We start from the raw sequence: 17447 nt of genomic DNA on the forward strand, positions 1-17447 counted from the left end.
CATCCGCTTGGGGCCGACAGCGGAAGCTGGCCTCTTCCGCTTCGCGCTAACTGAGCTGGCTGTTCAGCGATACCGTGGATGGAGCCAAGGCCAGTGCCGTCGTCTACAGCCTGATGCTGACCTGCCGCGCCTGTGGTGTCGAGCCGTTAGCCTGGTTACGCAACGTTCTCACTGAACTGCCTCAGCGCCCTCAGAGCGTAGCTATCGACGATCTCCTGCCCTTCAACTTCCCCAAAACCCCGAACACGCGCGCTGCCTAGTTCGAGCATGGTTTCGGCTTACCGTAGAACGCCTCGTTATTCAGGGAAGCAAACACCATGTCACCGAGAGGCGTTTCGTCGCGGAACTTCGTGAATTTCGCGCCGTCCATCGTCTTGCGAGCGGCTTCGATCTGCAAAGTAGCACCTTGAAGCAATTGCTCGACCGTCACTTTGTATTCGCATTGCCAAAACAGCAGATCACGAATCCCGGACACGTAGTTCAACACATTGATACGGCCCCTCATTTGCGCTTCGCTCTCGCCGCTCCAAGCCGCGATGTAGTAGGCAACCTTCATGCGGGGTGTGTCCTCAAAGGCGGCGGCGGGTGAGGCAACTAATATTAACGAAATCAACAGTGACAGCAGTCGCACGGACAACACCTAAGATTGTGACATTTGAGGAACCGATACTCCGTCTGAGCGATCAGTTGCAAGGGCTGTCAACGTGCGGGGAAATGAGCCCTTACTTCGAAACGACGCTGACCTATCTTCATGCACATCTTGAGCTGAAGGAATCCGCACTCGCCAAGCTGAAGCCATATGAACGCGCAAAGGCCGAACGATTCCGACCAAACGACCGGCTTCTGGAATTCCTGAACTCCCACTGAGCATGAGAACTATGCCGAGTGGCAACGAGGAGTCTCCAACCGAAACGGCGAGGAAAGCGCGTTTCAACTGCCATGGTCAAAGAGGCGCTCGGCATAGTTCGACGGTCGGCATAAACCTGCAAACTCAATGCTGTCGATCCGCTGGCCTACTTGACTGCCACGCTCACCGCCATCGTCAACGGCCATAAGCAGAGCCGGATCGATGAACCCTTACCGTGGAATTATCCAGTCGTATGTAACAAGTGCCAACAATGATCGCTGATTCCAAAGGTTCCACCTTCTGCTAATGAGGCAATGGAGCTTTCTACAATGGAACGGCTGCTTATGCCCTATCGCTTGCGTCTAATTTACGGCTTTTTTTTTACCCTTATCGCAGCAGTTTCGAGCAGCGGCTCAGCCCATGCCCAAACATTTCATGGTTTGCACAATTTCGAACTGGGTAGTTCGTAAAAAGTCCCGCTGCGCAGAGCGCCAAGTTGAGCAAAAAAAAAGGTCAGCTCAATCGCAAACCCTCTGATCCCCAACATCATTAGGGCCTGAGGAGCGATCCCTAGCAGTATGGCTGTCACGACAAGAAGTGGGGCCTTCTCGGACAACTTTTGCATTGCATTGCCTTCTGGCATGGCGCGTCATCCCTCAATGAAAAGCACATTGGCGTGCAAGTTGCAGGCGCTTTTCCCGGAAAAGTGTTAATGTCCGGTGTTGGCGCATAGTTGCCGCGTCCATCATGGCTGCGATCATCGACATCGACTATAGGATTTCAGTCAAGGTGCGAGCGGCACGCCGCTTACCATTGTCGTCCGAGTAGAACAGGATGGTTGCCGCCTTCGGCTCTGGGGATCACCCGAGATCAGATGCGGTTTGCAGGTGATTGAATGCCTTGACGAGCCGCGCGCCGGGGACGAGGTTGGTCGCTGAATATCTCCGTCGAGAGACAGCCGTTCAGTTTTGCGGGCTGAAACAGCGGCGCTTCGACCGGATTGTTGGCGTCGACGACGATGCTGCTATTCCAATTGGGGAGGTCTGCGAGAGCCTTTGGAAGTTGCGACCAAGCACGCCGGCGACAATGATGTCGGCGCTGGCGGCTTCGAAGATGGTTCCCGCCAAATGACGAGCACTGATGTCATCAAAGCGCGGACGCGGGAAGATCAATTAGGTTCAGGCGTGTCAGGAGTGTCGCAAGCTCTGCCTGCCGTCCCGTATTCGTCTTACCAAAGATAGAGCGCAGATGGGTCCGTGCCGTTTCGTAGGATATCGATCTGTCCTTGGCGACTGTTTGCAAGGTCATTCCTTGAGAGATCATCGTTGCGATGATCGCTTCAGTGGCTGTGAGCGCGAAGAGTTGGCGGAGCTGTTGCTGATTTTGCCATTGTTTCCGGCCGACATCCTCAATGAGGCAGACGCCAACCGAGTGGGCAAAGAAATCCGGAAGATTGCCGCCCAGGCGTTGTATGCGCAGCACCATAGGTCGCATGCCGTCCCGGGGTATCGTGATCGAGCCTGCAGGTTCGTTTGGCTTCAGCCATTTCTCAGTCGTTATCGAGCGCATCCGTTTCTGGATCGCGGTCGTGACCGCGGGAACGCGCGAGCAGATGGTCCGATTGCTGATAAATACCTCTTCACCGAAGAGCCGCTCGGCGTCGGGAGTGACCTCCGTCACGCGGCAGAACCTGTCGAAAAATATCGCCGCGACACCTGTCGCCCGGAATGCATCGACCATCCCGCCGATCCTGCTCGCCGACATACCCCGCATGATCATGGCGGAAGCCATCAGGCGCTCGCGGGCGTTCTGAAGTACCACGGCTTCCTCATCGCTGAAGACGTCGGAGTTGAGCGTCCTGTGCAGGGTAAGACAGAGGAGGTCCTCCGGCGACGAAAAGCCGATTATGCACGTCCGGCCGATGCCGTGTTCCGCCTGGAAGCGATAGTACTCCAGGTGCTCGAACTGGTCGCGGGTGGTGTACTGCTGGTCCCGCATTGTTCCGTCCCTCATCATGAGGGGAATGCCGCGGAGACGCCATTCGTTGATGTGCCAAGACTTCAGCACAGGCTACACAAGAAATCCCGAAAGTAAAGGTGAAACTTTTCGTTTTCAATGCCAAGTTCTTATCTTTCGAACACCGCAACAGTTCCTACCTCAGGCAGAAAAGAAAGTCTCACGCAATTGGAGTATGCGTTGCGACAAGAGGCCGTGATATCCAAGTATAGAGATGCCGTTAAAAACAACTGTAACTATGACAACTAAATCTAATACAAATAATGAAGATGTTATTGCAGCTTACATGGCAATGTATGAGGTTAGCTTCAACGAAGCCGTCATTATGTCGAGTCGAGAAACACCCAAGGAACGTCTTGAGACATACCTTGAGTGGCATGGCGTTTTCGACAAATCTTCATATATGTTAGAGAGATGTTCTATGCGCTCCAGCTTTGCCATTGATGCCATACCTGCCACAGACCTTGGAACAGGCACAGCAAAGGATCACTTCGCCGCCAGTGAAACTCACCTAATCAAGCGCTGGACACCCATTGGGAACTGGTTCCACGACCGTGGAAAATTGGGGTTGGACCCATACCAAAAGTCCACAGGCGGAAACATCCTCCCGTTTGTTTCCGGGCGTTGGCGTGACGGCACGCCTTTCTCGGGGGTCAACTTCGCCAGCCAGGACTACTTGTCGCTGTCGTCACATCCGCGTCTGGTGAAGGCGGCAAGTGATGCCGCCGCGCGCTATGGAGTTCATAGCGCCGGGTCAGCTGCATTGATGGGCAATTCCGATTTATCTTTGGAACTGGAGAGAAAATTAGAAAAGTATCTAGGTTTCAAGGAATGCACCCTGTTTCCGACGGGCTGGACAGCCGGGTATGGCATCGTAAAAATGCTCGCGCAGCCTGGTGACCATATTGTTATGGACGTTCTGGCCCACGCCTGCCTGCAGGAAGGCGCAGAAGCTTCGGGAGCGAAAATCCACCGTTTCCCCCATCTGTCGAACGAGGGTGTGGAGAGGAGGTTGAAACGGATCAGGACAAGTGAACCGTCCTCGGGAATCCTGGTTGTTACCGAGACGCTGTTTTCAATGGACAGCGATAGCCCTGACATAAAAGAACTCCAGGCAATCTGCGCCGCTTACAACGCCGTTCTTCTGGTTGACTGCGCACACGATCTTGGCTGCATTGGGCCAACTGGAAGGGGCATTCTCGAACTTCAGGATATGGTGGGAAAGGTTGATGTCCTGCTTGGCACCTTTTCCAAAACCTTTGCGTCGATCGGGGGCTTCGTCGCCACCCAATTTGACGGCTTTCGTACCGCCGTTCGCGCCTGCTGCGGTCCCCAGACGTTCACAAACGCGATGACGCCCATTCAAGCCGCTGTGATACTGGAGGCTTTTCGAATTGTTGAGAGCGATGAGGGTCAGCACCGCCGCCTCAAACTTCGCGATAACATTGATTACCTCCGGGCGCAGTTGAAGCGTCATGGCTTTGTGGCTCTTGGCGAACCCAGCGCAATCGTGCCGGTTGTGGTGGGAGATTGTGGTGCCGCGCGAACAATGACATCATTTATGATTAGAAACGGGGCAATTGTGAATCTTGTCGAGTCACCTGCGGTCGCTAGAAATCAATCGCGCTGGCGACTCCAGCTGATGTCAGATCATTCACATGCTGACATCGACTCCTTCATCGAGTGCGCTCTTGAAGCACGAGCCGACAGCCCGAGGGAAGTCGTCGAAAAGCGGATAGGGAACCACCCCACCCTGATTGCGACCCCCGCCGATTAGTCCGTCTGGCGAGCAAGTTCCTATCGACGAAATCTTCGGCACGGCCGAAGTAGCGTTTATTGCAGCTTGGAATGCGCCAAAGGCTGGGGAATCACAGTGCCAGTTGATTCCGGGTCAGGAAATGAGCGGGGCAAGCGCTTGCTTCCTACGGGTGTCCCGATCTACGGCTGCACCAAGCCACCATCATCCAGTAGTTGTGAGTGATCGTCAGATTTCCCGTTATTGATCAATGTTTTGTTAACCATATAAAGTGTAGGTTTCAGCTAGAAGCTGCATGACGCGGTGAAACGTCCTCTTTGACCCAATCACCAGTTTTATTTCTTGGCTGCGATGACCTCTATTTCAACAAACAGTTCAGCGTCGGTTGCGCTTCAAACCATGCGGACGATCAACTCAAACATGCAAGAGACTGAAAGTCGCGCGTCCTCGGGACTTCGCATCGGCGATGCCTCGGACAACGCCGCTTATTGGTCGATTGCAACGACTATGAGGTCAGACCTTAAAGCCGTATCTGCCGTATCCGATGCATTGGGAATGGGCGCGGCAAAGGTCGACACAGCGTATGCCGGAATGACTGCGGTGGCTGATGTGTTGGCGGAATTCAGGGCGAAGTTGGTGACGGCCAAGGAAGCTGGCGTCGATAGGGCCAAGGTGCAGGCTGAACTTGATCAATTGAAGCAAAGTGTATCGAGTATCGCCCACTCAGCGAGCTTCAGCGGCGAGAACTGGCTCAGCACAAACGTTGAAGATATCAATGACAGTGATCTGGACGTGGAAACGGTGGTCTCAGCGTTTGTCCGTGATGCATCCGGCAATATATCGGTAAAAACCACCACAGCCCACTTGGCTGAGATAGCGCTGTTCAACAGCACGGGCGGAGGGCTCTTGGAAGCCGACACCCGCAAGCTAAAGACTCTCGGGGGAATAAGAAACTTCGACACGTTCATGGGCAACGACGGCGAAATCTGGAGGAGCGAGGTAAACGCTTCGCGCGGCGCTTCCGCAGCCATTCAATTTACGTTTTCCGGCCCACTCTCCTTCGATGATCCTTCAGACGGCGTTTCCTTCGACATAACGGTGGACAAGGACAATCCGGCCGACGTGCCACCGCCGCATAACACCGGCGCGACGTTTCCGCCCATCGAGATAACGAGAGCGACGATTGACGCCTATAATCCTGGCTTGAACGGCGAAATATCGACGTTTGAGCAGTACATCGCAGTCTTGAACATCGCCCTCGACGCGTCAGGCGCAAAGGCTACTGCTCGCACCTCTCCAAAATGGGAGGCGGCGACGCAAACCTGGATAGCCGATCCCAACAAGATCGTCATCTGGACAGACGAAACATCCGGTCTTGACGGCTCCTACGTCGAGATCAGGAATTTCAGCACCTCCGTCGGTTCGGGCGGTCTGGGAAATGCCGCGGCATTCGGCACGCGCGGATCCGAACTTCCAATCGCCTTTGTACCCTTTGAGGTTTACAAGGACGGTGACAACGTTGATGGCGTGGAGGTTTCGTTCAGCTTCAACGTGAATGGGCAGACCGCAACCAGCCATTCCTTCAATCGCACCTACGTGAACAATCTGCTGGGGAAGGACACGGGTAAGGTGGAAACGGCAGCGGAGATGGTCACGTTGATGCAATCCCTCGTTTCGGCCGATTGGCCCGATGTGATCATTGAAGAGACGGGCGGCAACGGCATTTCCATCCGCTCGGACAACACTACCGATCGCCTGTCAGGAACGAAATCATACATCGGATTCACGAATATTTCGGTCAGTATCGAGCCGATCTCCGATCTCGACTTCATGGAAATTGATATTGCCGCCAACCCGCAGAAGCTTGACATGTATCTGAGCTATACGGACCTAGTCCTTTCCGACGTTGTATCCGCAGCCGCTGTTCTCGGCTCTCTTCAAAAGCGGATCGACATGCAGGCCGCCTTTGCCACGAACCTTGCGGACGCAATCAGCGGGGGCGTTGGCCGCTTGGTCGATGCGGATATGGGCGAGGAGTCATCACGGCTTGCGGCATTGCAGACACAACAGCAACTTGCGTTGCAATCCCTTTCTATTGCTAACGGCGCTCCGAAAAGCGTGCTGCAGCTGTTCCAATAGACAGGACCCGGTGCCGACATTGCGGTTATCGGGCGAGGGGACGAGTTTTGGTGTTTACGCCAAAAGCGTTCGTGAAGTTGATTGAAGAGCGCTCATCCGATCAAAAGTGTCGGAAGAGTTGTTGCCCTGGAACACCGTACTGTAGTCGCCCTCTTGATCGTATCGACTTTATTCTTGACGTCGTTGGTCTACACCACGGCGAGGTTTGCTGCCGCTCATCACCTTGAGGAAGGTGCGTTAGAAACCGTGTCGTCTACCGAGACAGGGTAACTGGTTGGCATTTGGATCATGCCTTCTTCCGGCTCCTGAGATCAGCCTCAACACTCTTACGAAGAGCCTCCATGATGTTGACCACGTTCGAGCCCGGGGCTTCGGTCTCGGCCTTGCCTTTCGCCACTTTCTTCTTCGGCTTCAAAGCCTTCTTCTTCTCGGCAATGATCTTCAGCAGGCTTTCCTGGATCGGGTCCGCCACCATGGTGGGCGACCACTTCTTCGTCTTCTGCTTGATCAGCTGCTGCACGAGCGGAATTAGGTCCGGGTCCGCTTCTTCGTTAATGTCTTCGAAGTAGCTTTCCTCCGGCCTTACCTCGTCGCCAAAACGAAGTGTCCAGAGTACGATGCCTTCGCCGCGCGGCTCAAGGACGACGGCTCGCTCGCGATGGCCGATCACCAGGCGTGAGACGCCGACGACTTTGTCGGCCTCCATGGCATCACGAATGACAGCAAACGCTTCGTGTCCGACCGGATCGTCGGGCATCAGGTAGTGCGGCTTCTCCAGATAGACCCACTCGATGCTGTCTCGCGGTACGAACTTCTCGATGTCGATTGTGCGCACGGTCTCAAGGGCGACGGAATCTAGGTCATCGTCCGTCAGGATGATGTAGTCATTCTCACCTCGGGCGTATCCCTTCGCCTCGTTCTCGTCTTTCACCGGCGTTCCGGTAACGGAATCGACGTACTGTGATGCGACACGGTTGCCGGTAGCCTTGTTCAGGGTGTGGAACCTGACTTTCTCGGTTTCCGACGTAGCGGGGGACATTGCAACGGGGCAGGTGACCAGCGAAAGCTTCAGGTAACCCTTCCAGTATGGACGTGGTGCCATGACCGATCCTCGTCATTAGGCCATGAGTTGACGCGGATTTGTAAAGCGACTGATATCGCCCAATTCGGCAATCATCGTGGCGGCGGTCACCAGAGCCATGCCGCGCAACGATTGCAGCGCATGGACGACCGGGGCCAGTGACCAATCGCTCAACATGATCTCGATCATCGGCAAACATGCCGATCATGGACGCCACGGCCATCGGCCTTCTCTATGTCGTGTTCGTTATCCCGCTCGGGGTGCTGGTTCTGAAGGAACGGCTAAGCCGGCAGCACCTTGGGGCTATCGCGATCTGCTGCGCCGGGGCCACGACCGTCATGGCATCGCGCGGTGCGTTCACCGAGTTTCACCTGGCTTATGTCTTCCCGGCCGGTATCGCGGTTCTCGGCGCTGCGCTGCTGGCAGTCGAAGGGCTGATGATCAAGATGCTTTCACACTCCGATCGCACGATGACGGTGCTACTCTATGTCAACACGTTCCGTATCCTGCTGATGGCCGTCCCCGCTGCTATGCAGTGGGTGCCGCTCTCCCTCGAAAGCGCAATGCTCGGACCGCTTGCGGTGATGGCACAATACTGCATCGTCAGGGCTATCGCCTTGCGTCACTGTCGATCGTTGGCCCGGTCGATTATACGTGGTTGATCTTTGCAGGTCTGATCGGCTTTCTGTTTTTTGGCGAACAGCCGACATTGGGTGTCGTAGCAGGGTCAGCGATTATCACCGCAGGCGGCATCATGCTCGCGGTCATCAAGCTACCGTCCAGCGAGCGCGAAAGCACGTTGCCGGCGTGAGGCATGCCCGAAATCCGGCTAGCTCTGCATCGGGAAGCAGGCCTTCGCCTATAATGGGTTCCCGGAAACGGGGAACAGATTCATGCGACTTACATATCTGGTGTTCGCTCTCCTTGGCTTCTTCTGGGGATCGAACTTCATCTACATGAAATGGGCGGCGGAGATGATCACTCCGGCGCAAATCACCCTTCTGCGCGTGTTCTTCGGCTTCCTGCCGCTGGCCTTCGTGGCTTGGCGAAAGGGCGTAATCCATCGGGACCAGTTGCGCCACCTGCCGCATCTCCTTGTCATGGCGGTGCTGGCGACGGCCTTCTATTATTTCGCGATCGCGGAAGGCACGGCGCGGCTTCCCTCCGGCATTGCAGGGGTTCTTGGTGGATCAATATCGCTTTCCACAACGATCGCCACCCTTCTGTTCCTTCGCACGGAAAAGCCCAACACATTGATGTTGGCCGGCGTTCTTGTAGGCTTTGCCGGCATCCTCCTCATCGCCAGGCCCTGGGAGAGCGTGGAAAGAACCATAGACATCACCGGGGTTTTCTGGATGTTGGCCGCGACCACCATCCTCGGCGTATCCTATGTCTACGTTCGCCGCTTCCTGTCCCCTTTGAACCTACCGCCCCTTGCGCTCGCTACATGGCAGACGGGACTTGCACTATTGGTGCTCCTGGCAGTCACCGATCGAACGGGGATGAGCGACATTCTGCAAAACTGGCATGCTGCTGCTGGTGTTGCCGTAGGTCTGGGCGTCCTCGGAACCGGCATGGCGTTCCTGATCTACTATTATCTGCTGCAAGAGTTGGGCGCAGTCGCGGCCTCGGGCGCGACCTACATTACGCCCAATGTCGCCCTACTGATCGGTTGGGCCGCTGGAGAAACCGTCGGCGTCTTGGAAATCGGGGCCATTGCCCTTGTTCTCATCAGCATCGCGATGCTGCAGATCGGCCGGCAGCAAGCCTTGAAGCAGGCCGGACGAGCAGTGGAGGCAACGGCGAAACCTTAGCGCTGAATTTCTGTCGCATTAATCCCCGATTAAAGCGGGACTTGTTTTCCCGACTTTTGCAACGCTGGAGAATATGGAATTTTGCAACGCCCGCAATGACGGCTTTTGGCGCTATCCGGCCGAGGCGCTCTTCCGCTGTCGGGCCCGAAGCGGACGAACTGCCGCAACTATGGACTAGACAAGTGCCATGCTTTCACACATTCTCGCGCGATGATTGCAATCCTTGAAACTCTCGCGGCCGAGCCAACTGCAGACGAGCTTGACCACCTCCTGAAACCGCTGGTGGCCTTCAATAGCCACCACACCGCGGCCATAGCGGAATGGCCTCATCTCGGTATAGTTTTGAGGCAACCCGAGACTGCGGAGATCGTCGGCGGCCTGTACGCGTTCGATGAACTCAATTGGCTATTCGTCAAGTATTTGGTTGTGCCTGAAGCACTCCGCGGAAAGGGTCTTGGCCGTCAATTAATGGGAGAAGCGGAGCGCATTGCCCGCGAACGGGGATACCTGGGTATCTTCCTAGACACCTACGACTTTCAAGCAAAACCGTTCTACCTGAAGCTTGGTTATGAGCAGTTTGGGGAGCTCGAAGGGGACGACCATACGCCCCGACGGTTTTTCCTAAGAAAGTTGCTTTCTTCGGAAGCCCTGAAAACCTGAGACTACGGGCCTAACACTTTGCCATCATGTCAAATAGTCGTAACATGACCGCTTCTGGCGCATAGTTGCCATAGCGCTTCACGGCTGGTGGCGTTTGATACCAAATGCCGAGATTATGCCAACATGTGTGAGGGCACACCGCTTACTACTTTACCTTGCAGTGCCAGAGTAAAATAAAACATTCAGGGGGGCGGACGAGCAACCGAACGGGATTTCATCGCGCGATTACATGCGACGAAAGAAGACCTTCCAAAGGACGCAATCACAATCGACGTTGCGGCACCTATCGCACGCGTCGTTGACAAAATTCTTGAAAATGCCAACTAGATCAAGAAGTCCCAAGACGTGACGAGACACTGCAAGCGAGAGCCCTAATCAATTAAAGAGGCGATATCACGAAACATCGCTGTCGCGTCGCGCTTAGCTCGCGCAACATACTCTGCAGCAGCAACCTTTTCGGCATCGCCCCATTTGAACTCCGAGCTAAACGCTGTGCCCGCGTCTGTCGCCAGCAACCCCGGAATGCCCGCGTCTATCAGCATCCCGCGCGTCTTGGACGTGTTTGACGCAACAGCGACAAAGGGAGTGTCGGCAAGAAGGCAGAGGCAGGCGGCATGAAAACGTCCCGCGACAACGCATTTTGCCTGGGCGATCGTTGCCAAAATCTCAGTCGCCGGACGGAAACGAGAAAAGTCTCTAGTCATGGCCCAGCGCTGCATCATGTTGGGCCGGAAGACCGACTTTCGAAAAGCCTTGTATGATATGCGCCCAGGAGAGCGATGAGGCGGAGTCCCCGTTACTTGGCCGCTCGGGGAAAATACCACACGAGGTCGCAGCTGTTGATCCATGAAGGGATTTTCCAAGTCGCTGGTGTTGAGATTCAAGAAAGTCGTATCCTTCCGTCGAATCGCGAGATCGATGATTTCCTTTTGCGCCACCTTGTTGGCGTTATCCGTGACAACAATTTGGGTATTCCGCTCTGTTCCGGACGTCGGGGCAAATACATTGCTTGAGATCGTCAAATCCGGCACCACCTTGACCCTAAGGCCCATTGAAGTGGCGCTTTTTGCGCTCAGAGATTCCCTGACATAGATCTTATCGAAAAAACTGCATGCCTTTGCGATAGCCTCGTCATTTCTTTCGAAAACCGAGTTTATGAGTACGCAAGCCACCCCCGCATCACGGCAAAAAGGCGCGACATCTGCGAGAGCCTTTGCCTGTTTGGTTGCATCATGGAGAGTACCTTCACCATTAACAATAACGAGGTCTGCCTTTCGCATATGTTCCTGTACAAGTGGCTGCTCACGCCAATCGACATGAACGGATGACGTCGCGCTAATTTCGATGCCCTCTTGAGAGGCGAGGTTTACAATTTGAGCTACAACGAGACGGCATCCCAGGTGCGGCTTTGTAGAGGTATCATTGATCAAAACGGCTTTGCGATTGGCCATGGAAAATCCTGAGAATACGAGAACATGTTTGCCTGCCTTGAGCAGAAGCGGAAGAAGATCGAGTGCCGTAAGAAGGCCAAAACTGGATCTATCCATCGTCGGCCATAAGTTCGCCGGACTGTAAGGCAGGGCTTTGATAACGCCAATTCTAAACACCTAAAAAGACGATAATATGAGGCAATGCGCCTGGAGCTCGGTCAATTAATTAGAGCGCCAACGATATTCTTTGCGACAACATCTGCACCGTCCCTCGTGAGGTGAAGTTTGTCGTAAATATAAGCTTGGCCTCCTGATGCTAAAACACAGTTATTGTCAGCTGTGCTGCAAAAAGAATGCGAGGGGAAAACCCTGATTATATTACCGCCCTTAATGCTGTCCAGGTAATCAACTGCATCTTTCGCCTGGGAAAAATATTTTTCCTTAGAAACCGAAACTGTTGGCTTCGGGTTGCCGGTTAGCATTAGTTTGGCGACCTTGGCCACAACCTGTGAATCTCCTCTGGGGACAGGGTACAGCAAAACAACCCGAATGCCGGCTTCCTGTAGTTCATTCACCGTCGATTGAAGCGCTTCACGCACCATGGCTTTTCCCTTCGAAGATGCAAGCGTGATTTGTTGTTTGTTGAGCACCAGGTTCTTCTCGTCGAAAAACGTGATCCACGCCCCAGCTAGGATGACTGTTTTAACCCCACTGGCTTTGATACGTTCGAATGCAGTCCGAATATAGTTTGGACAGCCTTGTGCGGACTCTCCACTGCTCTTAATTCCCACGATTGGAGCGCATGCGGTATGTGTCATCTGCTCCAAAGCAATGCCGTGTCGATCGAGTTGCGCGGCTAGAGAGGGGCTCAGTGACGAAGCTATGGAATCCCCTACGATCGCGTAGCTAGAATCATGCTCAGAATTATAAACGCAACTTGGTTCCGGCAATTGGAGCGGAGAAGGATCCCTAAATGCTAGACAGCGTCGGTTCCATGCGTTCTCTTGAATAAAACTAGAAATTTGAGGTGGTAGCCGGGATGGGGCGCCTTTTGTGAGGTTTCCGTAGATTCCAAAACTAACAAGCGCGATTGTAAAGACAGCGCAGCCACCGAAGAATCCTTTGCTAACGTGAATATCTTGATCAGGCTTGCGTCTGAACGGCAGCTCAATGAAACGGTACGTGCAATATGCCAATGCCAAGGAGACGACTATCAAAGCGAACATCGTCATTCCGTTTGGCGCGTCTACGCTGCGAATTTTAGCAAAAGCAAACAGGGGCTGATGCCACAAGTACGCGCTGTAGCTGATACTGCCCACCATCACCAGAGGTGGTAGGGATAGGCTATTTCCTACAAAATTCCCGCTTCTCGCAAATGTTAGGATTAAACATGTTCCAGCTACTGCTAGACTTGCTGCGGGGAACTGAGAGCTCTCATCGAAACAGATAATCGCAGCGCCGATAAGGATGATCCCCGCGCAAGCCCACCATCCATGATCGCGTTGTCGGCCGCCGGTGAAGACAGCGCAGGCCCCTCCAAAGAAAAACTCCCATGCTCGTGTCGGAAGAAAATAAAAGTTCAGTTCGGGGACATATTTCGAGCATATGTAACTTACTATAATACTGACTGTGGCTCCCGCGACTAAAAATAGTAGCGTTGCGTTCTTCTTGTATGACTTCTTGCCTATTACACGTAGCAAAAACGGATAGATCGCGTAAAACTGCTCCTCGACCCCAAGGCTCCATGTATGAAGTAGCGGCATTTGGGCCGTTTCAGGCGAAAAATACCCACTTTTTGTCCAGAAGAAGATATTTGATACCGAGAGGCATGCTGCAATAACTGAATCCGAGAACGCGCGTAATTCCGCTGGCATCATCCAATACCACCCGGCCGGTACACAGCATGCGATTACAAAAAAAAGAGCGGGTAGAATTCGCCGCGCACGCTTTTCGAAGAAGCGTGCGATGCTAAAAGTTCCTGCCTCTATGTCCCTTAAAATGATCGATGTTATCAGATAGCCGCTAATCACAAAAAATATATCGACGCCGATAAAGCCTCCTGGCAGAGCATTTGGATACGCATGGAAAACAATCACGGACAAGACAGCTACGGCGCGAAGTCCTTCGATCTCTGTCCTGTACTTCATAAATCGGCGCCCTCGAATGATTGAGAAGTCGAGGTCATATTCGAATGAGCAAAAATAGCAATATCGAGGCGGCTCCTTCAATCGGGGCGCTTCCGACCATCAGCCGGATTCGCTTCCGAAGCCACGCCCCGTTGTCAAGCTTGAGAATACTCGACTATCCCATCATTGTGACCTGCCACTACCCTCCGGCAGGGACCGCCTTGCGAAGTTCCGGGTCTCCCGTGAATCTGCGCATTCCATCAACCTAGTGTGGCTATACGTCGCATTCGCGCATTACGCCGGCATCCATAGCGGTATGCCGATCGCTGAAGAAACTTGAGGATCCGCGGTGTAAAGCGGCCACCCATCGCGCAACAGCTTACTGAAAACCATCTCGTCCATCGTTTGATGAAGTCGACCAAGATTTTCGTTGTTGTACACATGACCGGTGGATCGAGGATTAATACCGGTAATTATGACTTCACTCGCGCCATGGCAAAAGGCAAACAGCACCGCATTTACCCCGTTGGAGCACTTTTCACTCGCGTCCATTTCCGCAGTCTTTAGGCCACAAACTTTATCGAGTAGCGCCATTCTTTCGTATTTGTTGACAAGCGTTAGACTCTCGTACTGGTAGTGAAATGCGCTCAAGCCCGCTCTGAGTGCTTCCTCACCCTCCGGCCAGAGAAAGACATATAAGGCCTTTGTGGACTGCCCCCGGAGCACCCGGCGAACCTCAACCGCATTGGTATTTTGACCTCTGATCTGGTTGAATTGCATGAACGTAATGTCTGGTCTCTCGATGCCCCAGTTTTTTGTGACAGCCTGAGACCCGTTGACTGTCACAATGCTAAAATTGCGATCTAATCCAGCAGGGAGATTTGCTTGCGGGGCAGATCCAACCACGACTACGGGACCGCGAAACGGACTGCGTAAATCCGGAGGGCTTGGCCGTGCAAGTTTGTATTTTAGTGTTCGGTACACCCGCTTGCGAAGTTGACTAATGCTCATAATAACTCAAGGATTTCACAGAGGTAGGCATTTCGCGTGACAGCCAGTTTTCCACCGGTCAGTTCGACGTTCGGCAGTGAGATACGGCTTTGTTCTCGTCGGGATTATTACCTTGACACTTCTAGTGGTCGCAAGCCAATAACTTGCAGAGACCACACTTTGAACAATCACGCGCGCGGGCGGCCTTCAGGAGACGCTACAGATAGCGAAGATTTCAAGTGCCCGCTCGGCCTTGCTAATGAAACGATCAGGTAGCGTTGTCATGGGAGAGATATTTCACTCAGCAAACCGCCCGTTGGCACGATCCATAATCAAAATCGGCGTTAGGCTGTTTCTCGGCCGATCTAAAAGCCATTTTCAAGATTGGCTGCCGGGTCTCAAAATCATTTCCTTCGAGGAGCGGCAACAAGCCTTAATTCGTTATCGGTCGGTCGATATTGTTGAAACGCTGGCTTTTGCTGATGTCAATCTAAACAAACCTGACTGTGTTTTTATCGTCGGCAGCGGCCCGTCAATCAACCATTGCGCAATTGAGAAGATACCGGCGGGCAGTGCGTTGTTACTCAACGGAGCGATAAACCTTATTGGATCAAAGATACAAGAGCCGCTCGCTGTAGTTGTGGAGGATGAGCGCTTCGTGTGGAGGCATTTCACTCTCCTTAAGGAGAAGGTTCCTCAGAACGTCCCATGTTTACTATCGATCAGTGTCATTCGAGCGATTTGTGAGATTGACAGTGCCTGGCTTCGAGACAGAAAGGTAGTGCTCATCAGAAACATTCTTGCACCTTATGGGGAAAAACGACGTTCAGAAGGGGCTGTTCAGAGCGGCTTGCTTTTCCGGAGTGAGAATTCGGCAGTATCGATAGATCCTGACAAAGGCGTATTCCCCGCGGGCTCTGTCGCCGCAACTGCCATGCAATTTGCGTTAGCGTCGGGCGCGACGCGCATTGGCCTTTTTGGTATAGATATTTCGAACGCGAATCTCCCTCGGTTCTACGAAAATGAAGCCTCCTCCGCTTATACTGGAATACTATCGGCAGAGCATCGTATTCTCGCGTTCTTCGCTGCGGCAAAGCAGTATGCAGGTAGAAAGTCCATTGAATTGGATTGTTTTTCGCCCGTTTCCGCATTGCTGAAAATCGGCTATCGCTACGACGGACGCTTCGAAAACGACTGACTATTCTCCAGTCAATGGGCCGGGTTGGAACCTGATCCTTCGTTCAATGACGCGCGCTATACGCTTGGCTTCATTTAGCGGTGAATACGAATAAGCCTCAAGTCGACCTTCGAACGACCGCGTCAACTTCAATGTTTCTCGCAGATCCCGATGAAAGCGCTCAAACTTCACCAGCCTATCGCCGGGAACAGCTGACAGATCCAAGGAATATACCGGTAGGCCGGTCACTAGCGCCTCGCATGGCATTGTCACTGAATCCTTTGTGATGAGAAAGGCGTCAGCCGCCGCGACGTAGTCAATGTAAGGATTTGGCTCACATCGATCCCAAACGGTGACGGTTGGCGATGCAATCTCGCGTAGTCTTCGCAAAGTCTCATCGTCGGATCTTCGAGATGTTGACACGAGAACTTGCCAGTCGCCGTCTGCAAGAGTTCTAACTGCGTCCTGAATGCCGCTTATCGCTCGATCGTCATAAACGTAGGCACCGTTTGAACCCCCCACGAACACGGAGGCTATTTTGCGCCCCTGCGGACTATACCGGCGCCTGGCATTTTCCCGCCGCAGCAGTATCTCTTCGGCCCGGAGCCGGTGTGGCACGCCTACCATCCGCTCGTATTGCGGCAGTTCATCGAACTCATTTGTCCAGTCATGATTGGATACGAAAACCAAATCATAACCGGATACCCTCGGACGCTGGAGATGCACTATAAACGGCCGGCTTTTGAAGGCTCGTTTCATCTTTATGACGTGGCTTTCAGACCTAAAGCCACAGGAAATGATGACATCAGGCCTTGCTTCTCGCAAAGAGAACAAACGCGGCGAAAAATATTTTGAGATGCCGTGTTTTACTACAACGGGTTTTTGAAGGACTGGCCCACCAAAATTATTCGCTACGCCGGTGCATTGAGACATCGTACCAATCTTGGACTCGCTCACAACCCATGCGTTGAGCAGGTCGCTCTTGACCGGATCCATTCTAATTGCCCTGTTTGAAACCACGTGGCTGACGTAGTCCCTTCCGTTGTTTTCCGAGGTCATGTTGTTATCAAGCCGTCTCACGGATTCCAAGTGAGGTTCACCAAGTGAGTAGCGAGAGCAGATCAGGATTCTGCGACATTTTTCGTGTCTGGCAATGTCCCAAGGCGGCAAACAGAACGAGGACGGCCACGTGATCTCGTGGCAGCAGCGTGACGTCAATCTGCTGCCCGACCCCATTCTAGACTTAATGGCAGTCGCGTTCCTCCGCAGGGTCTATAGGAATCTGACGGCTATGCAAGACGATCAGCCGAATGCTTCCCGGCAGACGCGCCGTTTCGTCAGGCGCGATGAATACTCGACTTTCCGGTCATTGGCCGGTAAGACGCCAGCTCGAACCTTATCGCTTGGCTGA

Annotated in this window: 14 protein-coding genes and 5 pseudogenes; 10 read left to right on the forward strand and 9 right to left on the reverse strand. The window is 53.5% G+C overall.

The annotated features are described in order from the left end of the window. Positions 1-53: 53 nt before the first annotated feature. A pseudogene (locus ACZ9DP_RS18915) lies at positions 54-260 on the forward strand (transposase domain-containing protein); the annotation flags it as partial. On the opposite strand, the gene ACZ9DP_RS18920 reads toward ACZ9DP_RS18915, so the two are convergent. Continuing rightward, the gene (locus ACZ9DP_RS18920; protein ID WP_476203251.1) at positions 257-556 is read right to left on the reverse strand and encodes a hypothetical protein; all 300 of its coding nucleotides are present in this window, start codon (positions 554-556) and stop codon (positions 257-259) included. The pseudogene ACZ9DP_RS18915 and the gene ACZ9DP_RS18920 sit on opposite strands and share 4 nt — an antisense overlap. Positions 557-714: 158 nt before the next feature. Between ACZ9DP_RS18920 and ACZ9DP_RS18925 the strand changes: the two genes are divergently transcribed. Beyond that, complete coding sequence (locus tag ACZ9DP_RS18925) at positions 715-867, forward strand: hypothetical protein (protein WP_476203252.1); 153 nt, start codon at positions 715-717, stop codon at positions 865-867. A gap of 114 nt (positions 868-981) precedes the next feature. Then, a pseudogene (locus tag ACZ9DP_RS18930) lies at positions 982-1122 on the forward strand (transposase domain-containing protein); the annotation flags it as partial. Between the two features lie 522 nt (positions 1123-1644). Here ACZ9DP_RS18930 and ACZ9DP_RS18935 read toward each other — a convergent pair. Together ACZ9DP_RS18935 and ACZ9DP_RS18940 are read right to left on the reverse strand one after the other, a co-directional pair. Continuing rightward, positions 1645-1971: pseudogene (locus ACZ9DP_RS18935) on the reverse strand (NAD(P)-binding domain-containing protein); the annotation flags it as partial. A gap of 22 nt (positions 1972-1993) precedes the next feature. Then, on the reverse strand, positions 1994-2845 hold the full coding sequence (locus ACZ9DP_RS18940) for a helix-turn-helix transcriptional regulator (RefSeq protein WP_476203253.1): 852 nt from the start codon (positions 2843-2845) through the stop codon (positions 1994-1996). A 256-nt stretch (positions 2846-3101) separates the two neighbouring features. On the opposite strand from ACZ9DP_RS18940, the gene ACZ9DP_RS18945 reads away from it, so the two are divergent. The 3 genes and pseudogenes from ACZ9DP_RS18945 (at position 3102) to ACZ9DP_RS18955 (ending at position 6758) form a co-directional block, all read left to right on the forward strand. Then, on the forward strand, positions 3102-4640 hold the full coding sequence (locus tag ACZ9DP_RS18945; RefSeq protein ID WP_476203254.1) for an aminotransferase class I/II-fold pyridoxal phosphate-dependent enzyme: 1539 nt from the start codon (positions 3102-3104) through the stop codon (positions 4638-4640). A gap of 330 nt (positions 4641-4970) precedes the next feature. Beyond that, a pseudogene (locus ACZ9DP_RS18950) lies at positions 4971-5531 on the forward strand (flagellin N-terminal helical domain-containing protein); the annotation flags it as partial. A gap of 957 nt (positions 5532-6488) precedes the next feature. Then, entirely contained in the window at positions 6489-6758 is a 270-nt protein-coding gene (locus tag ACZ9DP_RS18955) for a flagellin (protein ID WP_476205406.1), read from the forward strand. 286 nt (positions 6759-7044) lie between these two features. Here ACZ9DP_RS18955 and ku read toward each other — a convergent pair whose 3' ends face one another. Together ku and ACZ9DP_RS18965 are read right to left on the reverse strand one after the other, a co-directional pair. After that, positions 7045-7860, reverse strand: a complete 816-nt coding sequence (gene ku / locus ACZ9DP_RS18960; RefSeq protein ID WP_476203255.1) for a non-homologous end joining protein Ku — start codon at positions 7858-7860, stop codon at positions 7045-7047. Positions 7861-7878: 18 nt separating this feature from the next. Next, positions 7879-8025, reverse strand: a pseudogene (locus ACZ9DP_RS18965) (transposase); the annotation flags it as partial. Positions 8026-8045: 20 nt separating this feature from the next. On the opposite strand from ACZ9DP_RS18965, the gene ACZ9DP_RS18970 reads away from it, so the two are divergent. The 3 genes from ACZ9DP_RS18970 to ACZ9DP_RS18980 all read left to right on the forward strand — a co-directional run bounded on the left by ACZ9DP_RS18970 (position 8046) and on the right by ACZ9DP_RS18980 (position 10313). Beyond that, positions 8046-8501: a hypothetical protein gene (locus tag ACZ9DP_RS18970; RefSeq protein ID WP_476203256.1), complete on the forward strand. Its 456-nt coding sequence runs from the start codon at positions 8046-8048 to the stop codon at positions 8499-8501. Between the two features lie 231 nt (positions 8502-8732). Next, positions 8733-9653 carry a DMT family transporter gene (locus ACZ9DP_RS18975; protein WP_476203257.1) on the forward strand — a complete coding sequence of 307 codons (921 nt, stop codon included), beginning with the start codon at positions 8733-8735 and terminating at the stop codon, positions 9651-9653. 210 nt (positions 9654-9863) lie between these two features. Further along, positions 9864-10313 carry a GNAT family N-acetyltransferase gene (locus ACZ9DP_RS18980; protein WP_476203258.1) on the forward strand — a complete coding sequence of 150 codons (450 nt, stop codon included), beginning with the start codon at positions 9864-9866 and terminating at the stop codon, positions 10311-10313. A 371-nt stretch (positions 10314-10684) separates the two neighbouring features. Here ACZ9DP_RS18980 and ACZ9DP_RS18985 read toward each other — a convergent pair whose 3' ends face one another. The 3 genes from ACZ9DP_RS18985 to ACZ9DP_RS18995 all read right to left on the reverse strand — a co-directional run bounded on the left by ACZ9DP_RS18985 (position 10685) and on the right by ACZ9DP_RS18995 (position 14880). Continuing rightward, positions 10685-11764, reverse strand: coding sequence for a polysaccharide pyruvyl transferase family protein (locus ACZ9DP_RS18985; protein WP_476203259.1), 1080 nt, complete (start codon positions 11762-11764; stop codon positions 10685-10687). A gap of 197 nt (positions 11765-11961) precedes the next feature. After that, the gene (locus ACZ9DP_RS18990) at positions 11962-13890 is read right to left on the reverse strand and encodes an acyltransferase family protein (RefSeq protein WP_476203260.1); all 1929 of its coding nucleotides are present in this window, start codon (positions 13888-13890) and stop codon (positions 11962-11964) included. 273 nt (positions 13891-14163) lie between these two features. Beyond that, positions 14164-14880, reverse strand: coding sequence for a membrane-anchored protein (locus tag ACZ9DP_RS18995; protein ID WP_476203261.1), 717 nt, complete (start codon positions 14878-14880; stop codon positions 14164-14166). Positions 14881-15142: 262 nt separating this feature from the next. Here ACZ9DP_RS18995 and ACZ9DP_RS19000 point away from each other — a divergent pair, with 262 nt between their 5' ends. Then, on the forward strand, positions 15143-16057 hold the full coding sequence (locus tag ACZ9DP_RS19000) for a glycosyl transferase (RefSeq protein ID WP_476203262.1): 915 nt from the start codon (positions 15143-15145) through the stop codon (positions 16055-16057). On the opposite strand, the gene ACZ9DP_RS19005 is transcribed toward ACZ9DP_RS19000, so the two are convergent. Continuing rightward, positions 16058-17032 carry a mitochondrial fission ELM1 family protein gene (locus ACZ9DP_RS19005; protein ID WP_476205407.1) on the reverse strand — a complete coding sequence of 325 codons (975 nt, stop codon included), beginning with the start codon at positions 17030-17032 and terminating at the stop codon, positions 16058-16060. Between the last annotated feature and the right edge of the window lie 415 nt (positions 17033-17447).

The sequence above is a fragment of the Rhizobium sp. USDA 4016 genome (assembly GCF_056279705.1).

Excerpts from the sequence above, each read along its gene's own strand:
- ACZ9DP_RS18920 (WP_476203251.1), bottom strand. The coding sequence starts at position 556 with ATGAAGGTTGCCTACTACATCGCGGCTTGGAGCGGCGAGAGCGAAGCG.
- ACZ9DP_RS18925 (WP_476203252.1), top strand. The coding sequence starts at position 715 with ATGAGCCCTTACTTCGAAACGACGCTGACCTATCTTCATGCACATCTT.
- ACZ9DP_RS18940 (WP_476203253.1), bottom strand. The coding sequence starts at position 2,845 with ATGCGGGACCAGCAGTACACCACCCGCGACCAGTTCGAGCACCTGGAG.
- ACZ9DP_RS18945 (WP_476203254.1), top strand. The coding sequence starts at position 3,102 with ATGACAACTAAATCTAATACAAATAATGAAGATGTTATTGCAGCTTAC.
- ACZ9DP_RS18955 (WP_476205406.1), top strand. The coding sequence starts at position 6,489 with ATGTATCTGAGCTATACGGACCTAGTCCTTTCCGACGTTGTATCCGCA.
- ku (WP_476203255.1), bottom strand. The coding sequence starts at position 7,860 with ATGGCACCACGTCCATACTGGAAGGGTTACCTGAAGCTTTCGCTGGTC.
- ACZ9DP_RS18970 (WP_476203256.1), top strand. The coding sequence starts at position 8,046 with ATGGACGCCACGGCCATCGGCCTTCTCTATGTCGTGTTCGTTATCCCG.
- ACZ9DP_RS18975 (WP_476203257.1), top strand. The coding sequence starts at position 8,733 with ATGCGACTTACATATCTGGTGTTCGCTCTCCTTGGCTTCTTCTGGGGA.
- ACZ9DP_RS18980 (WP_476203258.1), top strand. The coding sequence starts at position 9,864 with ATGATTGCAATCCTTGAAACTCTCGCGGCCGAGCCAACTGCAGACGAG.
- ACZ9DP_RS18985 (WP_476203259.1), bottom strand. The coding sequence starts at position 11,764 with ATGGCCAATCGCAAAGCCGTTTTGATCAATGATACCTCTACAAAGCCG.
- ACZ9DP_RS18990 (WP_476203260.1), bottom strand. The coding sequence starts at position 13,890 with ATGAAGTACAGGACAGAGATCGAAGGACTTCGCGCCGTAGCTGTCTTG.
- ACZ9DP_RS18995 (WP_476203261.1), bottom strand. The coding sequence starts at position 14,880 with ATGAGCATTAGTCAACTTCGCAAGCGGGTGTACCGAACACTAAAATAC.
- ACZ9DP_RS19000 (WP_476203262.1), top strand. The coding sequence starts at position 15,143 with ATGGGAGAGATATTTCACTCAGCAAACCGCCCGTTGGCACGATCCATA.
- ACZ9DP_RS19005 (WP_476205407.1), bottom strand. The coding sequence starts at position 17,032 with ATGGATCCGGTCAAGAGCGACCTGCTCAACGCATGGGTTGTGAGCGAG.